Raw genomic sequence first — 17,117 nt, 5'->3', positions numbered from 1 at the left:
GCCCTTTTCTTGCAATCTAATACATTGTCAATTTACAGCTTTAATTATTAAATAGCCATTTAATGTACTATTTGTGCTTAATTAAAATGTTTTATTTGTGTTATTACTGGTTGTCATATAGTCATGGGGGGATATCTACGCTTAAATATCATTATTTGCAAATAATGGAATGAAATAATGAGTCCTCCAGGATTGCTTCCAGGAGCGACAACGATATTTAACCGTATATCTGTTGAGCTTCCGATTGACGGACTTTCTTTCTGGAAATTGTCTGGAGATGCAGCAATTTCAACGCCATTTTCTTTTGAAGCCGTGTTGCTGGCGACGGATGCGCGTATCGATCGTAGCACCTTGCTGGGAGAGTCGGTTACGGTTGCTGTTCCTGTAAAAAACGCGTTAGAACCGCGATATTTTAATGGCAAAGTCACCGGGATTGGCGTGGGGGCGATAGAGCTGTCAGGGAACCGATATGCGGCTTATTCGCTGACGCTTGAATCAGATTTATGGCCGATGCAGCGCGATCGTAATTCGCGCATCTTTCAGGAAAAAACAGTTCCGCAGATTGTGGTCATGCTATTGGCTGAATACCAGGTAAATGTTGAAGATGCGCTGCTGGAACAATATCGTGTCTGGGATTACTGTGTTCAATATCAGGAAAGTAGTTTTGATTTTATCAGCCGCTTAATGGAGCACGAAGGTATTGCTTATTATTTTCGCCACGATCGTGATAAGCATACGCTGGTTCTGGTTGATGCCGCTGAAAGTTATCATTCGATTACTGGTTATGAAGACATTCCCTACCAGTACACATCATTGCGTGGAAGTACGCCGGCCGAGGGCATCTCACGCTGGGCGATGCAGGATAACGTCACTCCGGGGCTATATAGCCTTGATGATTATGATTTTCGTAAACCGAATGCCTGGTTGCTGCAGGTGCGACAAAATCCGCTCTCCCCACGGCCGGGAAAAATTGATGTTTATGACTGGCCTGGTCGCTTTGTGGAGCATGAACAGGGGGCAAACTACGCCCGTCTTCGTCAACAGCGCTGGCAGGTGGAACAGCATAAAATTAACGCTACCTCGACGGCGCCGGGCATTGTGCCTGGCGCGCGATTTCAATTAAGCAACGCGCCGTTCTTTGGCGACAATGGCGAATATCTTACCATCCAGGCGCATTATGAATTCGAGGAAAACCGTTACGCCAGTGGTGCTGATAATCAGGCCATTCAGCGCATTGATTTTGTCGTGATCCCGTCGTCTACCGTCTTCCGTCCGCCACTGGCGACACCCTGGCCGCGCACCTATGGTCCGCAGACAGCAAGAGTGGTGGGCCCTCGGGCTGAGAGTATCTGGACCGATAAATATGGGCGCGTCAAAGTGAAATTCCACTGGGATCGAGAAGGAAATAACGACGATAGCAGTTCCTGTTGGGTACGCGTATCGAGCGTCTGGGCAGGACAGGGGTTTGGCGGGATACAGATCCCGAGGGTCAATGATGAAGTGATCGTTGACTTTATTAACGGCGATCCCGACCGCCCAATAATTATCGGGCGCGTTTATAACGAATCTAGTTTACCGCCGTGGGCGCTACCGAACGAGGCCACGCGGATGGGGTTTATGACCCGTAGCAAAGATGGGCATAAAGATAATGCGAGCTATCTTTTCTTCGAAGATCGGGCGGGCAGCGAATCGGTTGATTTACACGCTGAAAGAGATATGAATATTTCAGTAGAGAACGATAAAACTGCGGCTATTGATGGCCACTATCTCACAAAAATAGGCAAAACGCAGACCCATGAAGTGATGGATGACGCCGTTTTTACTTATCTGTCCAGGCGTACCACCAGGGTTGAAAAAGCAGAAGAATCCATTTTTAACCAGGGTGAAACCAAGACAATCGCGAAGGGGAGAAAACTGGCCATCACCGACGGTGGCGATTTTTCACAGATTAACGGTGATGTGACGACCACCATTAATGGTACTGCCTGCACGACAATAAACATCGGCGATCGGTACCTGACCCTGGAAGATGGCAGCATGTGGCTGAAGGTTTCCGCGGGAGGACGGCACGTTGAAATCCACGACGGCGATGAATTAATAGTCCGTAGCGGCGGGCGTAAAAATACCATCATCGGCGGATTAACAACAACCGTAGCTGGAGGTTGGGCCCAAAAAGTGACTACCGGTGATATCGAGATATCGACCCCTGATACCATGATATTGCGAGGAGAAAAGAAAATTGACCTCCAGTGCCCGGATTATTTTGAATATAAAGCGGCGGCGATGTCGGTCAAACTTAATGATACCGCGCTGGCCCTAACAGAAATTAGCGTCAAAGGATTAAAATACGAAACTAATCCCGTGGTGTTTAAGTTTCGCGGCGGCGGGGCGCATTTTGAGATCAATGGTAATAGGCTGGAGTATAATTTATTGTCTTTGCAGACCGCACTATTAACAATCATTACATGAGAAATATAATGGAAAAATATTCAGGGATCATCATTCGTGGGCCCTTCTATGCCTTGATGGCTGCGGTTGTCTTCTGCTTTGCCCGAGGTTTTTTCTTCTACTGGCTGATTAAAAGGGATCCCGTAGCGACTCGCGCTAGTATCGTCTCTTATTATCCTAAAACACCGAACGATCGTGGCGAGGTGAGTATTGTATTAACGTATAGCTTTAGTGTCGGAGGTAAAATTTATAGCAAGGCCAATCAGTTTATGACTATTAATTCGGTGGATCTCGATAAGGTTTATGTTGGAAAAGAGGTGCCCGTGATCTACTATCGGGCTAATCCGAAGTACAGTAAGTTAGATTATTATCATGAAGAATTAAAATATTGAGAGTTTGCTAGCGGATTGGCGCCCCAGGCGTAGGTGGGTTTTGAGTGTTTTTTATTTATTGGGGGGCGATCCCCGGTTAGTTAAAAATCATTGGGTAGCTTCCGGTTAATAGCGATCAATTTTCCTTTCTGTATTGTAATGTATTGACCTTCTTTCAATTCTGCCAAAACACGGAAAACATAGCTTCTGGAAAGGTTGGTTCTACGAATAATAAAATTGGCAATGCCTTCCCTTTCAAATGAATTAACGCTTCTACGATACATGTAACGATGCAACATCGCCTTGATAGTATGATAGCCAGAGTCTGTTCTGCGCTCTACATGCACATCCAGAATAAAAATCAGCATATACGAAAGGATCGCTGCGAGTTCTTGCATATACTCTTTTGTATTGCCAAAAAATATCCGATCAAACTCTTGTTGAGAAATTTTAATCATGGAAGTTGGGGTGAGCGTGGAGTAACGGAATTGAGCGATAGGGCAAAATCTTTCTAAAAGCCCAATCGGCATATATTCAATGGTTGTACCGATAATTCGCTCATCGTCATCAACGGCGATAGACATTACCCCGGTATCAACATAGTAAATAAAATTTTTCTCCATATTGAGGATTTCATTTGATTTCATATTAAATCGAATGCCTGCCTCGATCACGCGGTGACGATGTTCGCTAAAATTCTGTTTGCGGTAGAATTCATGAATAGTTTCAAAGGCTAACATCAATACGGTCCCTCCTGAGCACAGAGCACTATGTCAGTTTAGCGACATGGTATCAATCTCCAGGCCATTTTTTTTACAAAAGGTCCCCACCGGGACTTTTTTGAAATGCTTCAGTCATTAAACTTAAGTGAGTTTGGATCAGTTACGGCTATCCAATCCTTAACTTCTCATTTCCAGTGCTACATAGCGTGCCGTCACAAATGTTAGTAACACTATATTTTTTCGAGAATTAGTGTCTACGCTTAGTGGATTGACGCTTACCTGATGGAGTTTATGATGACCAAGAAAAAACCGGCCCTGCGCCTTATCGCAAGCGCAGTGCTGTTTGCTTGCCTTAGCAGCAGTTCGGCGTTTGCAGCTCCAGCCAGTGCGCCGCTTTCACCGCTGATGAAGCAATTAAATAACGGCAATTGGCTACCACAACAGGAAGCGCAATCGCTAAGCGATGAGCTCTATTATCAGGATGCTATCCACGCCTACATTCAGACGCTGCCTCTGCTGAACACTATTGGTTTACGCGATGGTTCAGAAGCGGCATTCGGCAAAGGCTACAACGTGCTGCCAATTTGGAAGGAGCGTATGGACAGCCGGGCGGTGGTGCCCACGCCAAATGGTGATGTTATCTATTCCATGAGCTATCTGGATCTGAAAGAAACGGGTCCACTGGTGATTAAGGCCCCGGCGAATGTCATCGGCATGTTTACTGACTTTTTCCAGAAAACCATCACCGATGTCGGCGCTATTGGTCCCGATCGTGCTCGCGGTGGGTTATATCTGCTGTTACCGCCAGATTATAACGGCCCAGTTCCTCAGGGGTATTACGCATTTAAATCTTCTACCTACAACGTATTCCTGTTTTTCCGCACCATTATGGGCAAAGGGGAGGGAAAACCTGACCCGGCGCCGGCGGTTAAAAATGCGGAAACTACCCGTATTTATCCGCTCTGGGATGTTGAAAAAGAAGTCAAACCAATGCAGTTCCCGGATGCCAGCGGTAAGCGTGTCAACATGATGTACCCAACGGACAGTAGTTACTGGAAAAAACTAAAAGATTTTGTCGACTACGAACCGCTGACCGCTATCCCGGAGGATACCCGCAGCGCGTTATTGAGTATCGGTATTGTTAAAGGAAAACCGTTTAAACCTACGGCGAAACAGCAAGAACTGCTGAAGAAAGCAGTGGAAACGGCGCCGCGGATGATTCTCGCCCGTCGTCAGGTTGGACGAGACGATCAGCGTCAGTTGTACTACAAAGACCGCCAGTACGAGAACTCCTGGGCAGGCGCAACCGCAGAATGGATGCAATACGGTACCCTGGATGAAAATCAGCGCGCGGCGTTCTTCCAGATTGCGTATTCCAGCGCAGCGGCGATGGTGATGCATACCACGGGGGCGGGTTCGAAATATCCCTATACCACCCGGGACAAAGAGGGCAAATTCCTCAACGGCGGCAATACGTATAAGCTGCATCTGCCGCCTAATCCGCCAGCCGCATTGTTCTGGGCAGTAACGGCTTACAACATCACCGATGGCACCATGCCGGAAACCGATCAACTGCTACCATCCACCAATGGTTATTACAATTTGCCGAAAAACAGCGACGGTTCTATTGATATCTGGTTTGGCCCCCAAAAACCGGATGGTGTGGCGGACAGCGCCTTTATCAAGACGGTACCGGATCGCAACTTCCTCGTTGCCCTCAGGCTATATGGCACCGAAGACGGTTTCTACGATCAGACCTGGGTACCTGACGATCTGGTTCAGACAAATAAATGAATAAGAAAGGAAAAACGATGAAACTCAAATCTCTGGCACTACTGACCGCATTGGCGTTCAGCGCTGGCGCGGCGGCACAATCGGCGCCGTTAACTATCCCTCACCCCACTCAGTTTGACCAGTTAGCGACTACGCCGACCGATGTCAAAATGCCTGAGGCCTACGTGAAAGCAATTGCTCAACAGGCCTATATTTGGGGGTGGCCGATGGTAAACCAGTTTAACCGTCGTGAAACCATCACTAAAGCCCCTTACCCAGCGCTTAATGGTGGGATGGTTCCGGTGGCGCCGATGGGTCAGTTGAGCATGCTGACCGACTACATCAAACCGCAGGAGACCTTTGTCACCTGTCCTAACCAGGACGTGGCATATGGATTAGGTTTTTATGAACTGGATAAAGAGCCGGTTGTCATTCAGGTGCCTGATTTTGGCGATCGTTTCTGGGTATATGCGATTTATGACGCGCGTACTAACCAGATCGGTAACGTCGGTAAACCTTACGCGACTAAACCGGGTTTCTATCTGCTTGTCGGGCCAAATTGGAAAGGCGAAACGCCGAAAGGCTTTAACGGGGTGATCCATTCGTCTACCGAGATGGCGAATATGATCCCGCGTATCCAGATGGATGATACACCGGAAGATCGCGCCGCTATCCAGGCGCCAATTAAAGAGGTGATGTCGTACCCGCTCAGCGAATTCAACGGCAAAATGAAGTCTTATGAATACGCGAAAATTCCGGCAATTGGCGATAAACCGGACCCAAATGCCGGTGAAACGAAATGGGTGGTTCCGGAAAAATATTTCGATCAGCTAGCGAATGTACTGAATAAAGTCGCGCCGTTGCCGGGTGAAGAGGCGATGTACGCCCAATATCGTCATTTGATTGAAGCCGGTAAGAAAGATCCGCAAATCCGTAAGTGGATGGATGAAGCTGCCGTTGAGACCGATAAAACGGTTATCGCCGAGTTCTTTAAATGGAAAAATAACGGTGTTCCGGCAGGCAACGGCTGGAATCGTTCGAAGAACAACGCCCAATTTGGTGTTGATTACTACAACCGTACCGGCACCGCGAAGTCGAACATGTTCGATAATAAGCCGGACGAAACGCAATATTTCTACACGGATAATGACGCGGGCGGCGTTCAGCTTTCGGGCGATCATGCTTATACCGTTACTTTCCCGAAAGGTGAATTGCCGCCGGTGAAAGGCTTCTGGTCGCTGACACTGTATAACAGTAAGCATCTCTTCAGCCCGAATGAGCTTAACCGTTATTCTTTGGGTACCAAGAATAAGGATCTCAAATTTAATAATGATGGCTCGCTGACGCTTTACGTCAGCAAAGATCGTCCGGCTGCAGACAAAATCAACAACTGGCTTCCGGCGCCGGATGGGACATTCTCGCTCTATATTCGCGCATACTGGGGAGAGAAACCGATTCTGGATGGAACCTGGCAGCCGCCTAAAATTGAAAAGATTAACTAGCGCTTAGTCGATCTTTCTTTGAGGAAGCTATAGCTAACAACAGGATCCAGATGTGAGCGGATCCTGTTTTATTTTCAGAAGTGAACGGCGGGCGGCGATTATTTCGCCGCCAGCTCCCGGCGAATGATTTCCGCCCCGGCGCTTAGCGCATGCAGCTTACCGCTGGCGACCTGACGCGATAACGGCGCCATGCCGCAGTTGGTTGATGGATAGAGCTTGTCGGCGTCGACGAACTGCAGGGCTTTACGCAGCGTGCTGGCCACCTCTTCTGGCGTCTCAATGGCGTTGGTCGCCACATCGATTGCTCCGACCATCACTTTCTTACCGCGGATGAGCTCCAGCAGGTCCATCGGTACGCGCGAGTTGTGGCACTCCAGCGAAATAATATCGATAGAAGAGGTCTGCAGTTTCGGGAACGCCTCTTCATACTGGCGCCATTCGGAGCCGAGCGTTTTTTTCCAGTCGGTATTGGCCTTAATGCCGTAGCCATAGCAGATATGTACGGCGGTTTCGCATTTCAGCCCTTCAACGGCTTTTTCCAGCGCGGCGATCCCCCATTCATTGACTTCATCAAAGAAGACGTTAAAGGCGGGTTCATCAAACTGAATAATATCTACCCCGGCGGCTTCTAATTCCCGGGCTTCCTGGTTGAGAATTTTGGCAAATTCCCATGCCAGCTTTTCACGGCTTTTATAGTGATCGTCATACAGCGTATCGATCATGGTCATTGGCCCCGGCAGGGCCCATTTAATCGGTTTGTTGGTGAGTTGACGCAGATATTTCGCATCTTCGACAAACACCGGCTGCTGGCGCTCGACGGCGCTGACGACGGTCGGCACGCTGGCGTCATAGCGGTTGCGAATTCTCACCGTTTGCCGTTTCTCAAAATCGACGCCGCTGAGATGTTCAATAAAGGTGGTGACAAAGTGCTGACGCGTCTGCTCGCCATCGCTGACGATATCAATGCCTGCGCGCAGCTGATCGTCGAGCGATAAACGCAGCGCATCGCGTTTGCCCAATACTAACTCTTCATTCTGTAATTTCCACGGCGACCACAGCGTTTCGGGCTGCGCCAGCCAGGTCGGTTTCGGTAAACTGCCTGCGGTGGATGTCGGGAGCAATGTTTTCATACAGGTGACCTTTATTTTTTATGATTTAGAGAGCGTAATGAGCTGACCATTGCTCAAGAATATGCTGGTACGGCTTAATAAACTGTTGTTCGGTAAATTTGCCCTGTTCAATCGCCAGGCGGCTGCGCTCTTCGCGGTCATAGACAATCCGGGTAAACGAATGATCCTGATTATTCAGGTTCGGCTGATAGCACTGCCCGGCCGCGGAGTTAGCGTTGTAAATTTCCGGGCGATAAATCTTCTGGAAGGTCTCCATGGTGCTAATGGTACTAGCAAGCTCAAGGTTGCTGTAATCGCTAAGCAGATCCCCCGCGCAGAAGAAGGCCAGCGGCGCTACGCTATTGGCCGGCATAAAGTAACGCACCTGCAGACCCATCTTATTGAAATAGGCTTCGGTGAGGGCCACGCCATCCTGCTGGTATTCGACGCCGAGAATAGGGTGCTGATTACCGGTCCGGCGGTAAGTATGCTTATTGGATACGCTCAGGCAGATGACCGGCGATTTTTTAAAACATTCATGGTATTCGGCAGAGTGCGTGAAGTGCTTGAAGATATTGCCATGCAGAACGCCATAATCTTCCGGCACACTGAAGGTTGCCTTGTCTTTATTATATTCCGGCAGTAATACGCTAAAATCATAATCGCGCACATAAGAGGAAAAGTTATTTCCTACAATGCCTTCGCTACGCGTATTGGTGGCTTTATCGATAATATTGGTTTGCAGAATCTCAATCACCGGGAATGCCGCATTCTGGCCGTTAGCGGTAATATTCATCTCGACTGAGATAATATCGAGTTCGACGGAATAACGGTTGCCGTGCGGATTATCCCACTGCACCAGGTTATTAAAGCGATTATCAATCATCGTCAGCGTGTTGCGCAGGTTCTGCTGACGGTTTTCGCCCCGCGCCAGGTTGGCAAAATTGGTGGTAATACGCGTATTTTTCGCCGGGTTATAGTGTTCATCAAAACGACTGCGTTTAATCGTAAAGGTAAAGTCTGTCATCGTCTCTTTCCACCCTGGGTTCTGATATAAAAATGCAGGTATTTCACATTCCCAGAATGACCTTGCGATTTATCTGGATTTATTATTCAGTAGCATTCATATTGTCTGCAGTTGCTGAAGACTATTTTTGCCAGAGTCATTGAGTGAGTGAAAGAGAGTTAATTTCAATACGGCATGAGCCATCTTCATGATCCGTCATGCGCTCTGCGTAGACGTGCAAGAGTGGAATGAAATAGCCCCGGCTTAGGCATCGTTAGCCGGGGCAAGACCGGTTTTACCAGCAGATAAATCCGCCATCGACCACCAGATCCACGCCGGTGCAGAATGAGGCGGCGTCGCTGGCGAGGAACAGCGCCGGGCCGGCCATCTCTTCAACCTTCGCCATGCGCTGCATCGGGGTCTGGCTTTCAAACTCGCGGGTCTGATGCACCATCTCCGGGCGGGTATTCATCGGCGTGGCGGTATAGCCGGGGCTGATGGCGTTGACGCGGATCCCTTTATCAACCCACTCCATGGCCAGGCTTTTCGACAGGTGGATAACGCCGGCTTTCGAACAGTTGTAATGCGCCTGATCGAGGCCGCGGTTAACGATAATCCCCGACATCGAGGCGATATTGATAATCGACCCGCCGCCAGACTCCTGCATTAATTCCGCTTCTGCTTTGCAGGAGTTCCATACGCCGGTGAGGTTGATGTCGATAACCCGCTGCCACTGCTCGCTTTCCATCTCCAGGGCCGGATTGGCGTTGGCGATACCGGCGGCGTTAACGGCGATATCGAGGCGGCCAAAGCGGCTTTTGGCCAGCGCAACGGCGGCGCGCAGGTCGGCAAGCTGGCGGACATCGCCGGTATAAGAACAGGCCTGGCCGCCGATGGATTCAATATGGCCGACCGTTTCCGCCAGGCCGCCGTCGTCGCGAAGATCAAAACAGACCACCCGCGCGCCGGCGCTGGCGAGCGCGCAGGCGATGGTTTGGCCGATGCCGCTGCCGGCGCCGGTCACGAAAGCGACGCGCTCCTGCAGGTTAAACAGCTGCTGTGCAAAGTCTTTGCCGATCATAGTGATTACTCTCTTCAGTATAGTGTCGAACGTCGGGGTCCCGGTTTCCCGGATGGCGGCGCGTAGCGCCTTATCCGGGCTACCCTTCGGCGGTATTACGTAGCCCCGGTAAGCAAAGCGCCACCGGGGGCCGTCCCGGAGTGGTGGCGCCAGTGCGGGATGCCTTATTCGGGCGATAGGGCCCGCTAACCTCGGGGGATTACGACATAATCAAACCGCCATCGATATTGATGGTCTGCCCGGTGAGGTAGCGTGCGTCGTCGGAGGCGAGGAAGGCCACCAGCCCGGCCACGTCTTCCGGCTTACCGGCACGCTTCATCGGGATCCCTTCGACCCATTCCGCCATCAGTTCGCCCTTGCCGTAGCGCTTCTGCTCGGTGCTGAGAATTTCTCCCCACACGCGATCGTTGTAATCCCACATTTCACTCTCAATGATGCCGGGGCAGAAGGCGTTGACGGTGATGTTCCACGGCGCCAGTTCGTGCGCCAGGCTTTGGGTAATACCGATCACGCCCATTTTGCTGGCGGCGTAGTGCGGCGTGTAGATAAAGCCCTGACGCCCCTGGCCGGAAGAGGTATTAATCAGGCTGCCGTGGTTCTGTTTCACCATATATTTAGCGGCCTCGCGGCAGCACAGCCACACGCCGGTGGTGTTAACCGCGAGCACTTTTTCAAAATCGGCCTTTGGCATCCGATCGTAGTAATCGATGGTGATCACCCCGGCGTTCTGAATGGAGACGTCAATGGCGCCGAAGCGCGCGGCGGCCTGCTCATACAGCGACTGTACCTGCGCTTCGTCGGTCACATCGACCTGCAGCGATAAAATATCCGCCTGATAGCGCTGACGCAGAGTTTCGGCGGTCTCGTGAACGCGCTCGGCGTTGGAGACCATCACCAGATTAGCGCCGTCGCGGGCAAAGCGCTCCGCAATACCTGCGCCGATGCCGCGGCAAGCGCCGGTGATAACTACCGTTTTATTATGGAAATCTCGTTGCATATTTTTTCCCTTTCGATAAGCCGGGCGCCGGGCCCGGCGGAATACGTGAATACGGTTGCGATTAGCTGGAGGTGGCGCCGTTCGGCGGGATCGCGGCCAGCTTCTCTTCGTGGCGGCGCATCAGAATGACTTTGTTCTGCAGCTTCTGCTGGAACTGGTCGACGACAACGGCGGTGACGATCACCAGGCCCTTAATGACCATCTGCCAGAAGTCGCTAACTCCCATCATCACCATGCCGTCGGCGAGGAAGACGATCACGAAGGCGCCGATAATCGAGCCGGTCACCCGACCGCGGCCTCCTGCCAGCGCGGTTCCGCCGAGCACGGTGGCGCCGATGGCGTCCATCTCAAACATGTTGCCGGTCATCGGGTGGGCGGTTTGTAGCTGAGAGGCGACGATCAAGCCGACGAAGGCGGCGCACAGGCCGGAGAAGGCGTAGACGAAAATTTTGGCTTTGACGATCGGTACGCCGGCGAGGCGAGCGGCGGATTCGTTGCCGCCGATAGCGTAGATGTAGCGACCAAGCGGCGTTTTGGTCGTCAGCCAGTAGCCCAGTACCAGGAAGCCGATCATCAACCAGATCGGCAGATAAACGCCAAGCAGCGTACCGGAGCCCAGCGTGGCGAAACCGGTATTGCCCAGCGCTTCCATGCCGTTGAGGTTCGGGTAGGTGCTGCCGTTGTTAAACAGCAGGGCCGAGCCGCGGGCGACGTACATCATCCCTAAGGTGCAGATAAACGGCGCGACGCCGAAGCGGGTAATCACCGCGCCGTTAACCAGCCCTACCAGCACGCCGAAGACCGCGACGCAAAGGATGACCTCCGGGACGTTAAAGAAGATGATATCGCCGTTCCATAGCGGTAGCCCGTTGGTCAGCAGCGCGCCCGCGACCATCCCGCAGATACCTGCCACCGCGCCGACGGACAGGTCAATGCCGCCGGTGAGGATCACCAGCGTCATACCGATGGCCAACAGGCCGGTAATCGCCACGTGCTGGGTCATGATCAGCAGGTTAGAGGCGGTCAGGAAGTTCGGTACCATCACGCTGAAGAATGCGATCACCAGCAGCAGGGCGATGAAGGTTCTGGCCTTCAGCAGGTACATATAAATCATATATTTCTGGTTCATGATGGATTCCAGCCTGATTAATCTTGAGGTGTTGAAGCCGCGATTAACTTTTCGCGGGTCACCGCATGGCGCGGTAAATCGGCGGTAATGCGGCCATCGGCCATCACCAGGATGCGGTCGGCCAGCGCCATCACTTCATCCAGCTCCGAAGAGGAGAACATGACCGCCAGCCCCTGCTGGGCCATTTTGCCGATCAGGTGATAGACGTCGGTTTTCGCGCCGACGTCGATGCCGCGCGTCGGTTCATCAAGGAACACCACCTGCGGCTGGGTCATCAGCGCCTTACCCAGCACCACTTTTTGTTGGTTGCCGCCGCTCAGCGAGGTGATGGGCAAATTGGCGTCGCTTACTTTGATCGCCAGTTGCTGAATCATCTCTTTTACGCAGGACTCTTCTTTCTGCGGATTCAGCCAGCGCCAGGCGCGGCGGAAACCCTGCAGGCTAAAATCAGAGAGCGTCATGTTGGATTGAATCGACATCATCTGCACCACCCCTTCGCCCTGGCGGTCTTCCGGCACCAGCGCCAGCCCCTTTTTCAGGCGATGTTGAAAGCGAGATTTGCCGATGCTTTCGCCGTTAAGATGTACCTCGCCGTTCTGGCAGGGCATCAGGCCAACCAGCCCTTTAAACAGCTCGGTGCGCCCGGCGCCCAGCAGGCCGTAAATACCGATCACTTCGCCCTTGCTGAGGGTAAAGGTGACATCATTGAGTTTGTAGCCGCCGCTCGGATGCAGCGCGGTCAGCCCCTTGACGTCAAGCACCGCGTTGCCTTTTGGCGCGGGCTGATAATCAAAGTGCTTTTTCTTGTCGCCGACCATCTGCTCGATGATCCACGGCACGCTGGCGTCGCTGACGTGACGCTCGCTGATAAAGCGGCCGTCGCGGAAAATGGTGATGTTGTCGCCAATCTCCATCAGCTCTTCGAGGCGATGCGAAATGTAGATAATGGTGACGCCGCGGCGCTTAAGCTGCTCGATAACCTTAAACAGCACTTTGACTTCTGACTGGCTCAGCGCCGAGGTGGGTTCATCCATAATCAGCACGCGGGTGTCTTTCGATAGCGCGCGGGCGATTTCAACCAGCTGCTGATGACCAATCCCCAGTTCGCCCAGCTGCGTGTAGGGATCGACGTCGAGCTCCAGCCGCTCCAGTAGCGATTTGGCTAACGCATATTGATATTTTTCGTTGATGCGTCCTTTCTGAAAGAATTCATTAGCCATGAATATGTTGTCCATCACATTCATATTGGGGAATAAATTCAGTTCCTGAAAAATAATACTGATGCCTAATTTCTCTGCCTGGTGGGTAGAGTTTAAAGTCACCGCTTCGCCATCGAGAATAATTTGACCGGAGGAGGGCGTTTCAACGCCGGCAAGCATTTTCATCATGGTGGATTTACCCGCACCATTTTCTCCGATCAGAACGTTAACCTTATTTCGATAGACCCGGTAATTCACGTTATCCAGCGCGGTCACGCCGGGATAAATGCGCGAAAGGCCGCAGGTTTCGATAATCACTTCAGATTCGACTGGTTGGGGAGCGACGATATCTTGCGGCGTCATATTATTGTCCCCCCGGATGAACGATTTTCGCCGGGGTGATTTCCGGAATAGTTTGTGGAATATCCCAGGCTGAGAAGACGCCATACACTTCTACGTTGTCGCCGGTTTTCAGGTTGGCCGCCTGAATCATTTTGACCGCCTGACTATTAATATTTTTGCTGTATTCGCCAAACAGCACCTGGTCGTTAAAGTCCTGGTAGCTGGCGCCGCGGTAACCGTCGCGCAGCAGGGTGCCGCGCAGAGTAGGGCCAATCTGCACCACTACATTACCGATGCTGCCATCGGCAAGGGTCATCTTGCCGCTGCGCGAGGCGCTATCCAGCTTGCTGACGGCGCCCGCCACCTTGACGTAAAAGATGCACGGGTTTTCGTCCTGGGCGCGGTAGCCCAGCGCTTTGCAGGCACTATCGATATCTTTTTGCGCCTTCAGCGCGCTCATCAATTCCGCCGCCGGGCGGGCGTTGGCGACCACCTGCGGCACGATGCTCTGCTGCCAGGTTTTATCGATGTTCGCCATATGCGGATTGGGCGGGGATTTCAGGTCTGCCAGCTCCTGCTGCGAGACGATGCGGCAGCCGCCAAGCGCCAGAACGGCCAGCGCCAGACAGGTTTTCTTATACATAATGCTCTCCTCTGCGCCCCCGCAGGGGCGCAACCACCCGAACTCAGGACTTGATATTGAAGTCCTGAACTTTATCTGCGTTATCCTGGGTAATCAGAATGCCGCGGAACATCACGCGCTGCTTCGCCGGCTTTTCGCCTTTTTGCAGGTAGTTATCGAGATCGGTAACGCCCTGGGCGGCGATGGCCTGCGCCTGGAGCATCACGGTCGCCTGTAGCGTGCCTGCCTTCACCGCATCGCGTTCGTCGTTGCTACCGTCGATGCCGACGACAATCACATCGTTACGATTGGCCGCTTTCAGCGCCGCGATGGCGCCAAGAGCCACCGGGCCGTTACCGCAGATCACCCCTTTGACATCCGGGTGAGCCTGCAGAATGCTATCCATAATGCGTTTGCCGTCGATCAGGGTGCCTTTGGCATCCTGTTTTGCCACGCTGACCATATCCGGGTACTGGTCAATCACCTGGTGGAAGGATTTAGAACGGGTGACGCAGTTATTATCGGCGAGGTTGCAGGTCAGTTCGGCGTATTTGCCTTTTTCCGCCATTTTCTCAACAAATACGTTGGCGACTTCTGAACCGGCCTGGAAGTTATTGTGGGTAATTTGTTCCAGCGCGACATCATCAACCGGAATTTCACGGTTAATTAAGACCACCGGAATACCCGCTTTTTTGGCTTTTTCAATGGCGGCGACGCTGGCGGTGGAGTCGGCATTATCGAGAATAATTCCCTGTACCTTTTTACCAATGGCGGTATCAATCAGCTCATTTTGCTTTTTGACATCTTCGCCATGCGAAAGCACGGTCGTTTTATAGCCGAGGGCTTGCGCTTTTTCGCTGGCGCCTTTGGCTTCCGAGGCGTAATAAGGGTTATCCAGCGAGTTAACCATTATCATAATGGTGCCTTTTTCGGCGCTATGCGCGGCAAAGGAAAAGGCGGTCAGGGTCGCAGCGGTTAAAAGAGTTAAACGTAATTTCATGACTCTGTTCCTGTATTTTTATATTCGAACAAATGATCCCTGAGCGGGCAGGGTTTACGGTCTGAAATTTCCCCAGAATAAATTCGGGGGTTGCGATACATCGGTATGGGCCGGGGTTCTCCTGTAGTGGGTTAATAAGGTTCGTCGCCCAATCTGACGCCGATGGGCATCAGGCCGGCGAATCCGGTTTCCATAATGTTCTGTTTACCGCATGGCGCCACTCCTGCCAGCGCTGCTGTAGGCGCTGGTGGCGGGCCATGTCGGGTTGAAAAGCGCTGTGTTCGGTTAAGAAGGCTTGCAGGTCGGCGGTTTCACCGGGAGTGAGGGCTTTTCGCGCCAGCAGCGCCGCGCCGATGGCGGACAGTTCCGGGATATCGCTGCGCATCACCGGGCAGCCGAGCAGGTCGGCCTGGTATTGCATCAGCCAGTCGTTGTTGGTTGGACCGCCGTCGACCATTAATGCCGTCAGGGTGAATTCAGCGTGCTGGCGCATCGCCGCCACCACGTCGGCGATTTGATAGGTAATGGATTCCAGCGCCGCGCGGATCAGGTGCGCGCGCTTGACCCCGCGGCTAAGGCCGCAGATTACCCCGCGGGCGCTGTCGTCCCACCAGGGGGCGCCGAGCCCGGTCAGCGCCGGTACGAAGTAGACCCCTAAAGTCGAATCGACGGAGGCGGGCAGGGTATTCAGCTCATGGGCCAGGTCGGCTGCGGAGAGTTCGCTCAGTCCGGTGCTGTCCGCCATCCATGCTACCGCATCGCCGGTATGGGGGATGTTGCCTTCCAGTCCCCACACCAACTGGTCGCCATCATGCCAGGCGACGGTGGTCGCCAGGGCGGCAATATCGCACTGGGCCGATTGGACCGGCGCCATCACCGAGGAGCCGGTACCGTAGGTGGCTTTCACACAGCCAGCTTCGCCAAGGGCGTGGCCGAATAGCGCGGCGTGGGAGTCGCCAATCATCGCCATCACCGGGATACCGTCGGGGATCGCCGCCAGCCCTTTGGTGTAGCCGAACAGCCCGCTCGACGGTTTAATCTCCGGCAGCGCCGCGCGCGGAATACCAAACAGCGTCAGCATCTCGTCATCCCACTCGCCGCGGTGCAGATTCAGCAATTGGGTGCGGGCAGCGTTGGAGTAATCGCAGAAGAAAGATTGTCCGCCGGTTAAATTCCACAGCAGCCAGCTGTCGATAGTGCCGAGGCAAATCTCGCCGCGCGCGGCAAGCTGATAACCATCGGGAGTGGCATCCAGCAGCCAGCGCATTTTGGAGGCGGAAAACAGCGGCGCAATCGGCAGGCCGGTGGCGTGCTTAATGCGCTGCTCCTGACGATCGCGACGCAGCGTGTCGCAGAAAGCGGCGCTGCGGGTACATTGCCATGTGATGGCGGCGTTAATCGGTTCGCCGCTGGCGCGATACCAGCCGATGGCGGTTTCGCGTTGATTACTGATAGCCAGCGCCGCGACGTTTTCCGCACCGACGTGCGCCACCGCTTTGGCGATCACCGCCAGCGAGGCCGCCATCAGCGCCTCGCCGGATTGTTCCACCCAACCTTCGCGCGGGGTTTGGATCGCCAGCGGCTGCGAGAACTTGATGCTGACCTTGCCTTTGCCGTCCAGCACCACGGCTTTCGCGTTGGTGGTGCCTTCATCCAGCGCAATGATGAACTCTTTGGCTGTCGCCTGCATATGATGCTCTCCTCGGTCACACATTGTCCTGGAACGGCGGAAACAGAGATGGTCTCCGGCCATTGCATGCGTCTATGCAGGCCATGATGTGACATATCGTTATCGTTTTTTTAATCACTGAATATA

General features: G+C 52.8%; 14 protein-coding genes. 4 read left to right on the top strand and 10 right to left on the bottom strand.

The features are described from left to right. Window positions 1–177 precede the first annotated feature (177 nt). Window positions 178–2,469: a type VI secretion system Vgr family protein gene (locus tag KGA69_RS23830; protein ID WP_223683737.1), complete on the top strand. Its 2,292-nt coding sequence runs from the start codon at window positions 178–180 to the stop codon at window positions 2,467–2,469. Window positions 2,470–2,477: 8 nt separating this feature from the next. Then, window positions 2,478–2,840 carry a hypothetical protein gene (locus tag KGA69_RS23825; protein ID WP_049060997.1) on the top strand — a complete coding sequence of 121 codons (363 nt, stop codon included), beginning with the start codon at window positions 2,478–2,480 and terminating at the stop codon, window positions 2,838–2,840. Between the two features lie 80 nt (window positions 2,841–2,920). Here KGA69_RS23825 and KGA69_RS23820 read toward each other — a convergent pair whose 3' ends face one another. Continuing rightward, on the bottom strand, window positions 2,921–3,559 hold the full coding sequence (locus KGA69_RS23820; protein WP_045392828.1) for a helix-turn-helix domain-containing protein: 639 nt from the start codon (window positions 3,557–3,559) through the stop codon (window positions 2,921–2,923). 276 nt (window positions 3,560–3,835) lie between these two features. Between KGA69_RS23820 and KGA69_RS23815 the strand changes: the two genes are divergently transcribed. After that, window positions 3,836–5,335 carry a DUF1254 domain-containing protein gene (locus KGA69_RS23815; RefSeq protein ID WP_049060995.1) on the top strand — a complete coding sequence of 500 codons (1,500 nt, stop codon included), beginning with the start codon at window positions 3,836–3,838 and terminating at the stop codon, window positions 5,333–5,335. Between the two features lie 17 nt (window positions 5,336–5,352). Continuing rightward, complete coding sequence (locus KGA69_RS23810) at window positions 5,353–6,816, top strand: DUF1254 domain-containing protein (RefSeq protein WP_020079387.1); 1,464 nt, start codon at window positions 5,353–5,355, stop codon at window positions 6,814–6,816. A 98-nt stretch (window positions 6,817–6,914) separates the two neighbouring features. Here the strand turns inward: KGA69_RS23810 and KGA69_RS23805 are convergent, their stop codons facing one another. The 9 genes from KGA69_RS23805 to KGA69_RS23765 all read right to left on the bottom strand — a co-directional run bounded on the left by KGA69_RS23805 (window position 6,915) and on the right by KGA69_RS23765 (window position 16,991). Next, window positions 6,915–7,946 (bottom strand): methionine synthase, encoded by a 1,032-nt coding sequence (locus tag KGA69_RS23805; RefSeq protein WP_047049395.1) that lies wholly within the window; start codon window positions 7,944–7,946, stop codon window positions 6,915–6,917. A 25-nt stretch (window positions 7,947–7,971) separates the two neighbouring features. Next, window positions 7,972–8,952 (bottom strand): DUF1852 domain-containing protein, encoded by a 981-nt coding sequence (locus KGA69_RS23800; RefSeq protein WP_045392834.1) that lies wholly within the window; start codon window positions 8,950–8,952, stop codon window positions 7,972–7,974. A gap of 274 nt (window positions 8,953–9,226) precedes the next feature. Beyond that, window positions 9,227–10,012: an SDR family oxidoreductase gene (locus KGA69_RS23795; RefSeq protein ID WP_045392837.1), complete on the bottom strand. Its 786-nt coding sequence runs from the start codon at window positions 10,010–10,012 to the stop codon at window positions 9,227–9,229. Between the two features lie 199 nt (window positions 10,013–10,211). After that, window positions 10,212–11,009, bottom strand: a complete 798-nt coding sequence (locus tag KGA69_RS23790) for an SDR family oxidoreductase (RefSeq protein WP_020079384.1) — start codon at window positions 11,007–11,009, stop codon at window positions 10,212–10,214. A gap of 61 nt (window positions 11,010–11,070) precedes the next feature. After that, complete coding sequence (locus tag KGA69_RS23785) at window positions 11,071–12,138, bottom strand: ABC transporter permease (protein WP_015367789.1); 1,068 nt, start codon at window positions 12,136–12,138, stop codon at window positions 11,071–11,073. Between the two features lie 17 nt (window positions 12,139–12,155). Beyond that, complete coding sequence (locus KGA69_RS23780) at window positions 12,156–13,700, bottom strand: sugar ABC transporter ATP-binding protein (RefSeq protein ID WP_213292705.1); 1,545 nt, start codon at window positions 13,698–13,700, stop codon at window positions 12,156–12,158. Between the two features lies 1 nt (window position 13,701). Next, window positions 13,702–14,322 carry a DUF2291 family protein gene (locus KGA69_RS23775; protein ID WP_047049385.1) on the bottom strand — a complete coding sequence of 207 codons (621 nt, stop codon included), beginning with the start codon at window positions 14,320–14,322 and terminating at the stop codon, window positions 13,702–13,704. A gap of 43 nt (window positions 14,323–14,365) precedes the next feature. Further along, entirely contained in the window at window positions 14,366–15,301 is a 936-nt protein-coding gene (locus KGA69_RS23770; RefSeq protein ID WP_015367786.1) for a D-ribose ABC transporter substrate-binding protein, read from the bottom strand. Window positions 15,302–15,470: 169 nt separating this feature from the next. Beyond that, window positions 15,471–16,991, bottom strand: a complete 1,521-nt coding sequence (locus tag KGA69_RS23765) for an FGGY family carbohydrate kinase (protein ID WP_213292704.1) — start codon at window positions 16,989–16,991, stop codon at window positions 15,471–15,473. Between the last annotated feature and the right edge of the window lie 126 nt (window positions 16,992–17,117).

Origin of the sequence: Klebsiella sp. A52 (assembly GCF_018388785.1) — a bacterium.
Lineage (GTDB): Bacteria > Pseudomonadota > Gammaproteobacteria > Enterobacterales > Enterobacteriaceae > Klebsiella > Klebsiella aerogenes.
Note: the sequence above shows the minus strand (reverse complement) of the source record. Positions and strands in the feature narration are given on the sequence as shown.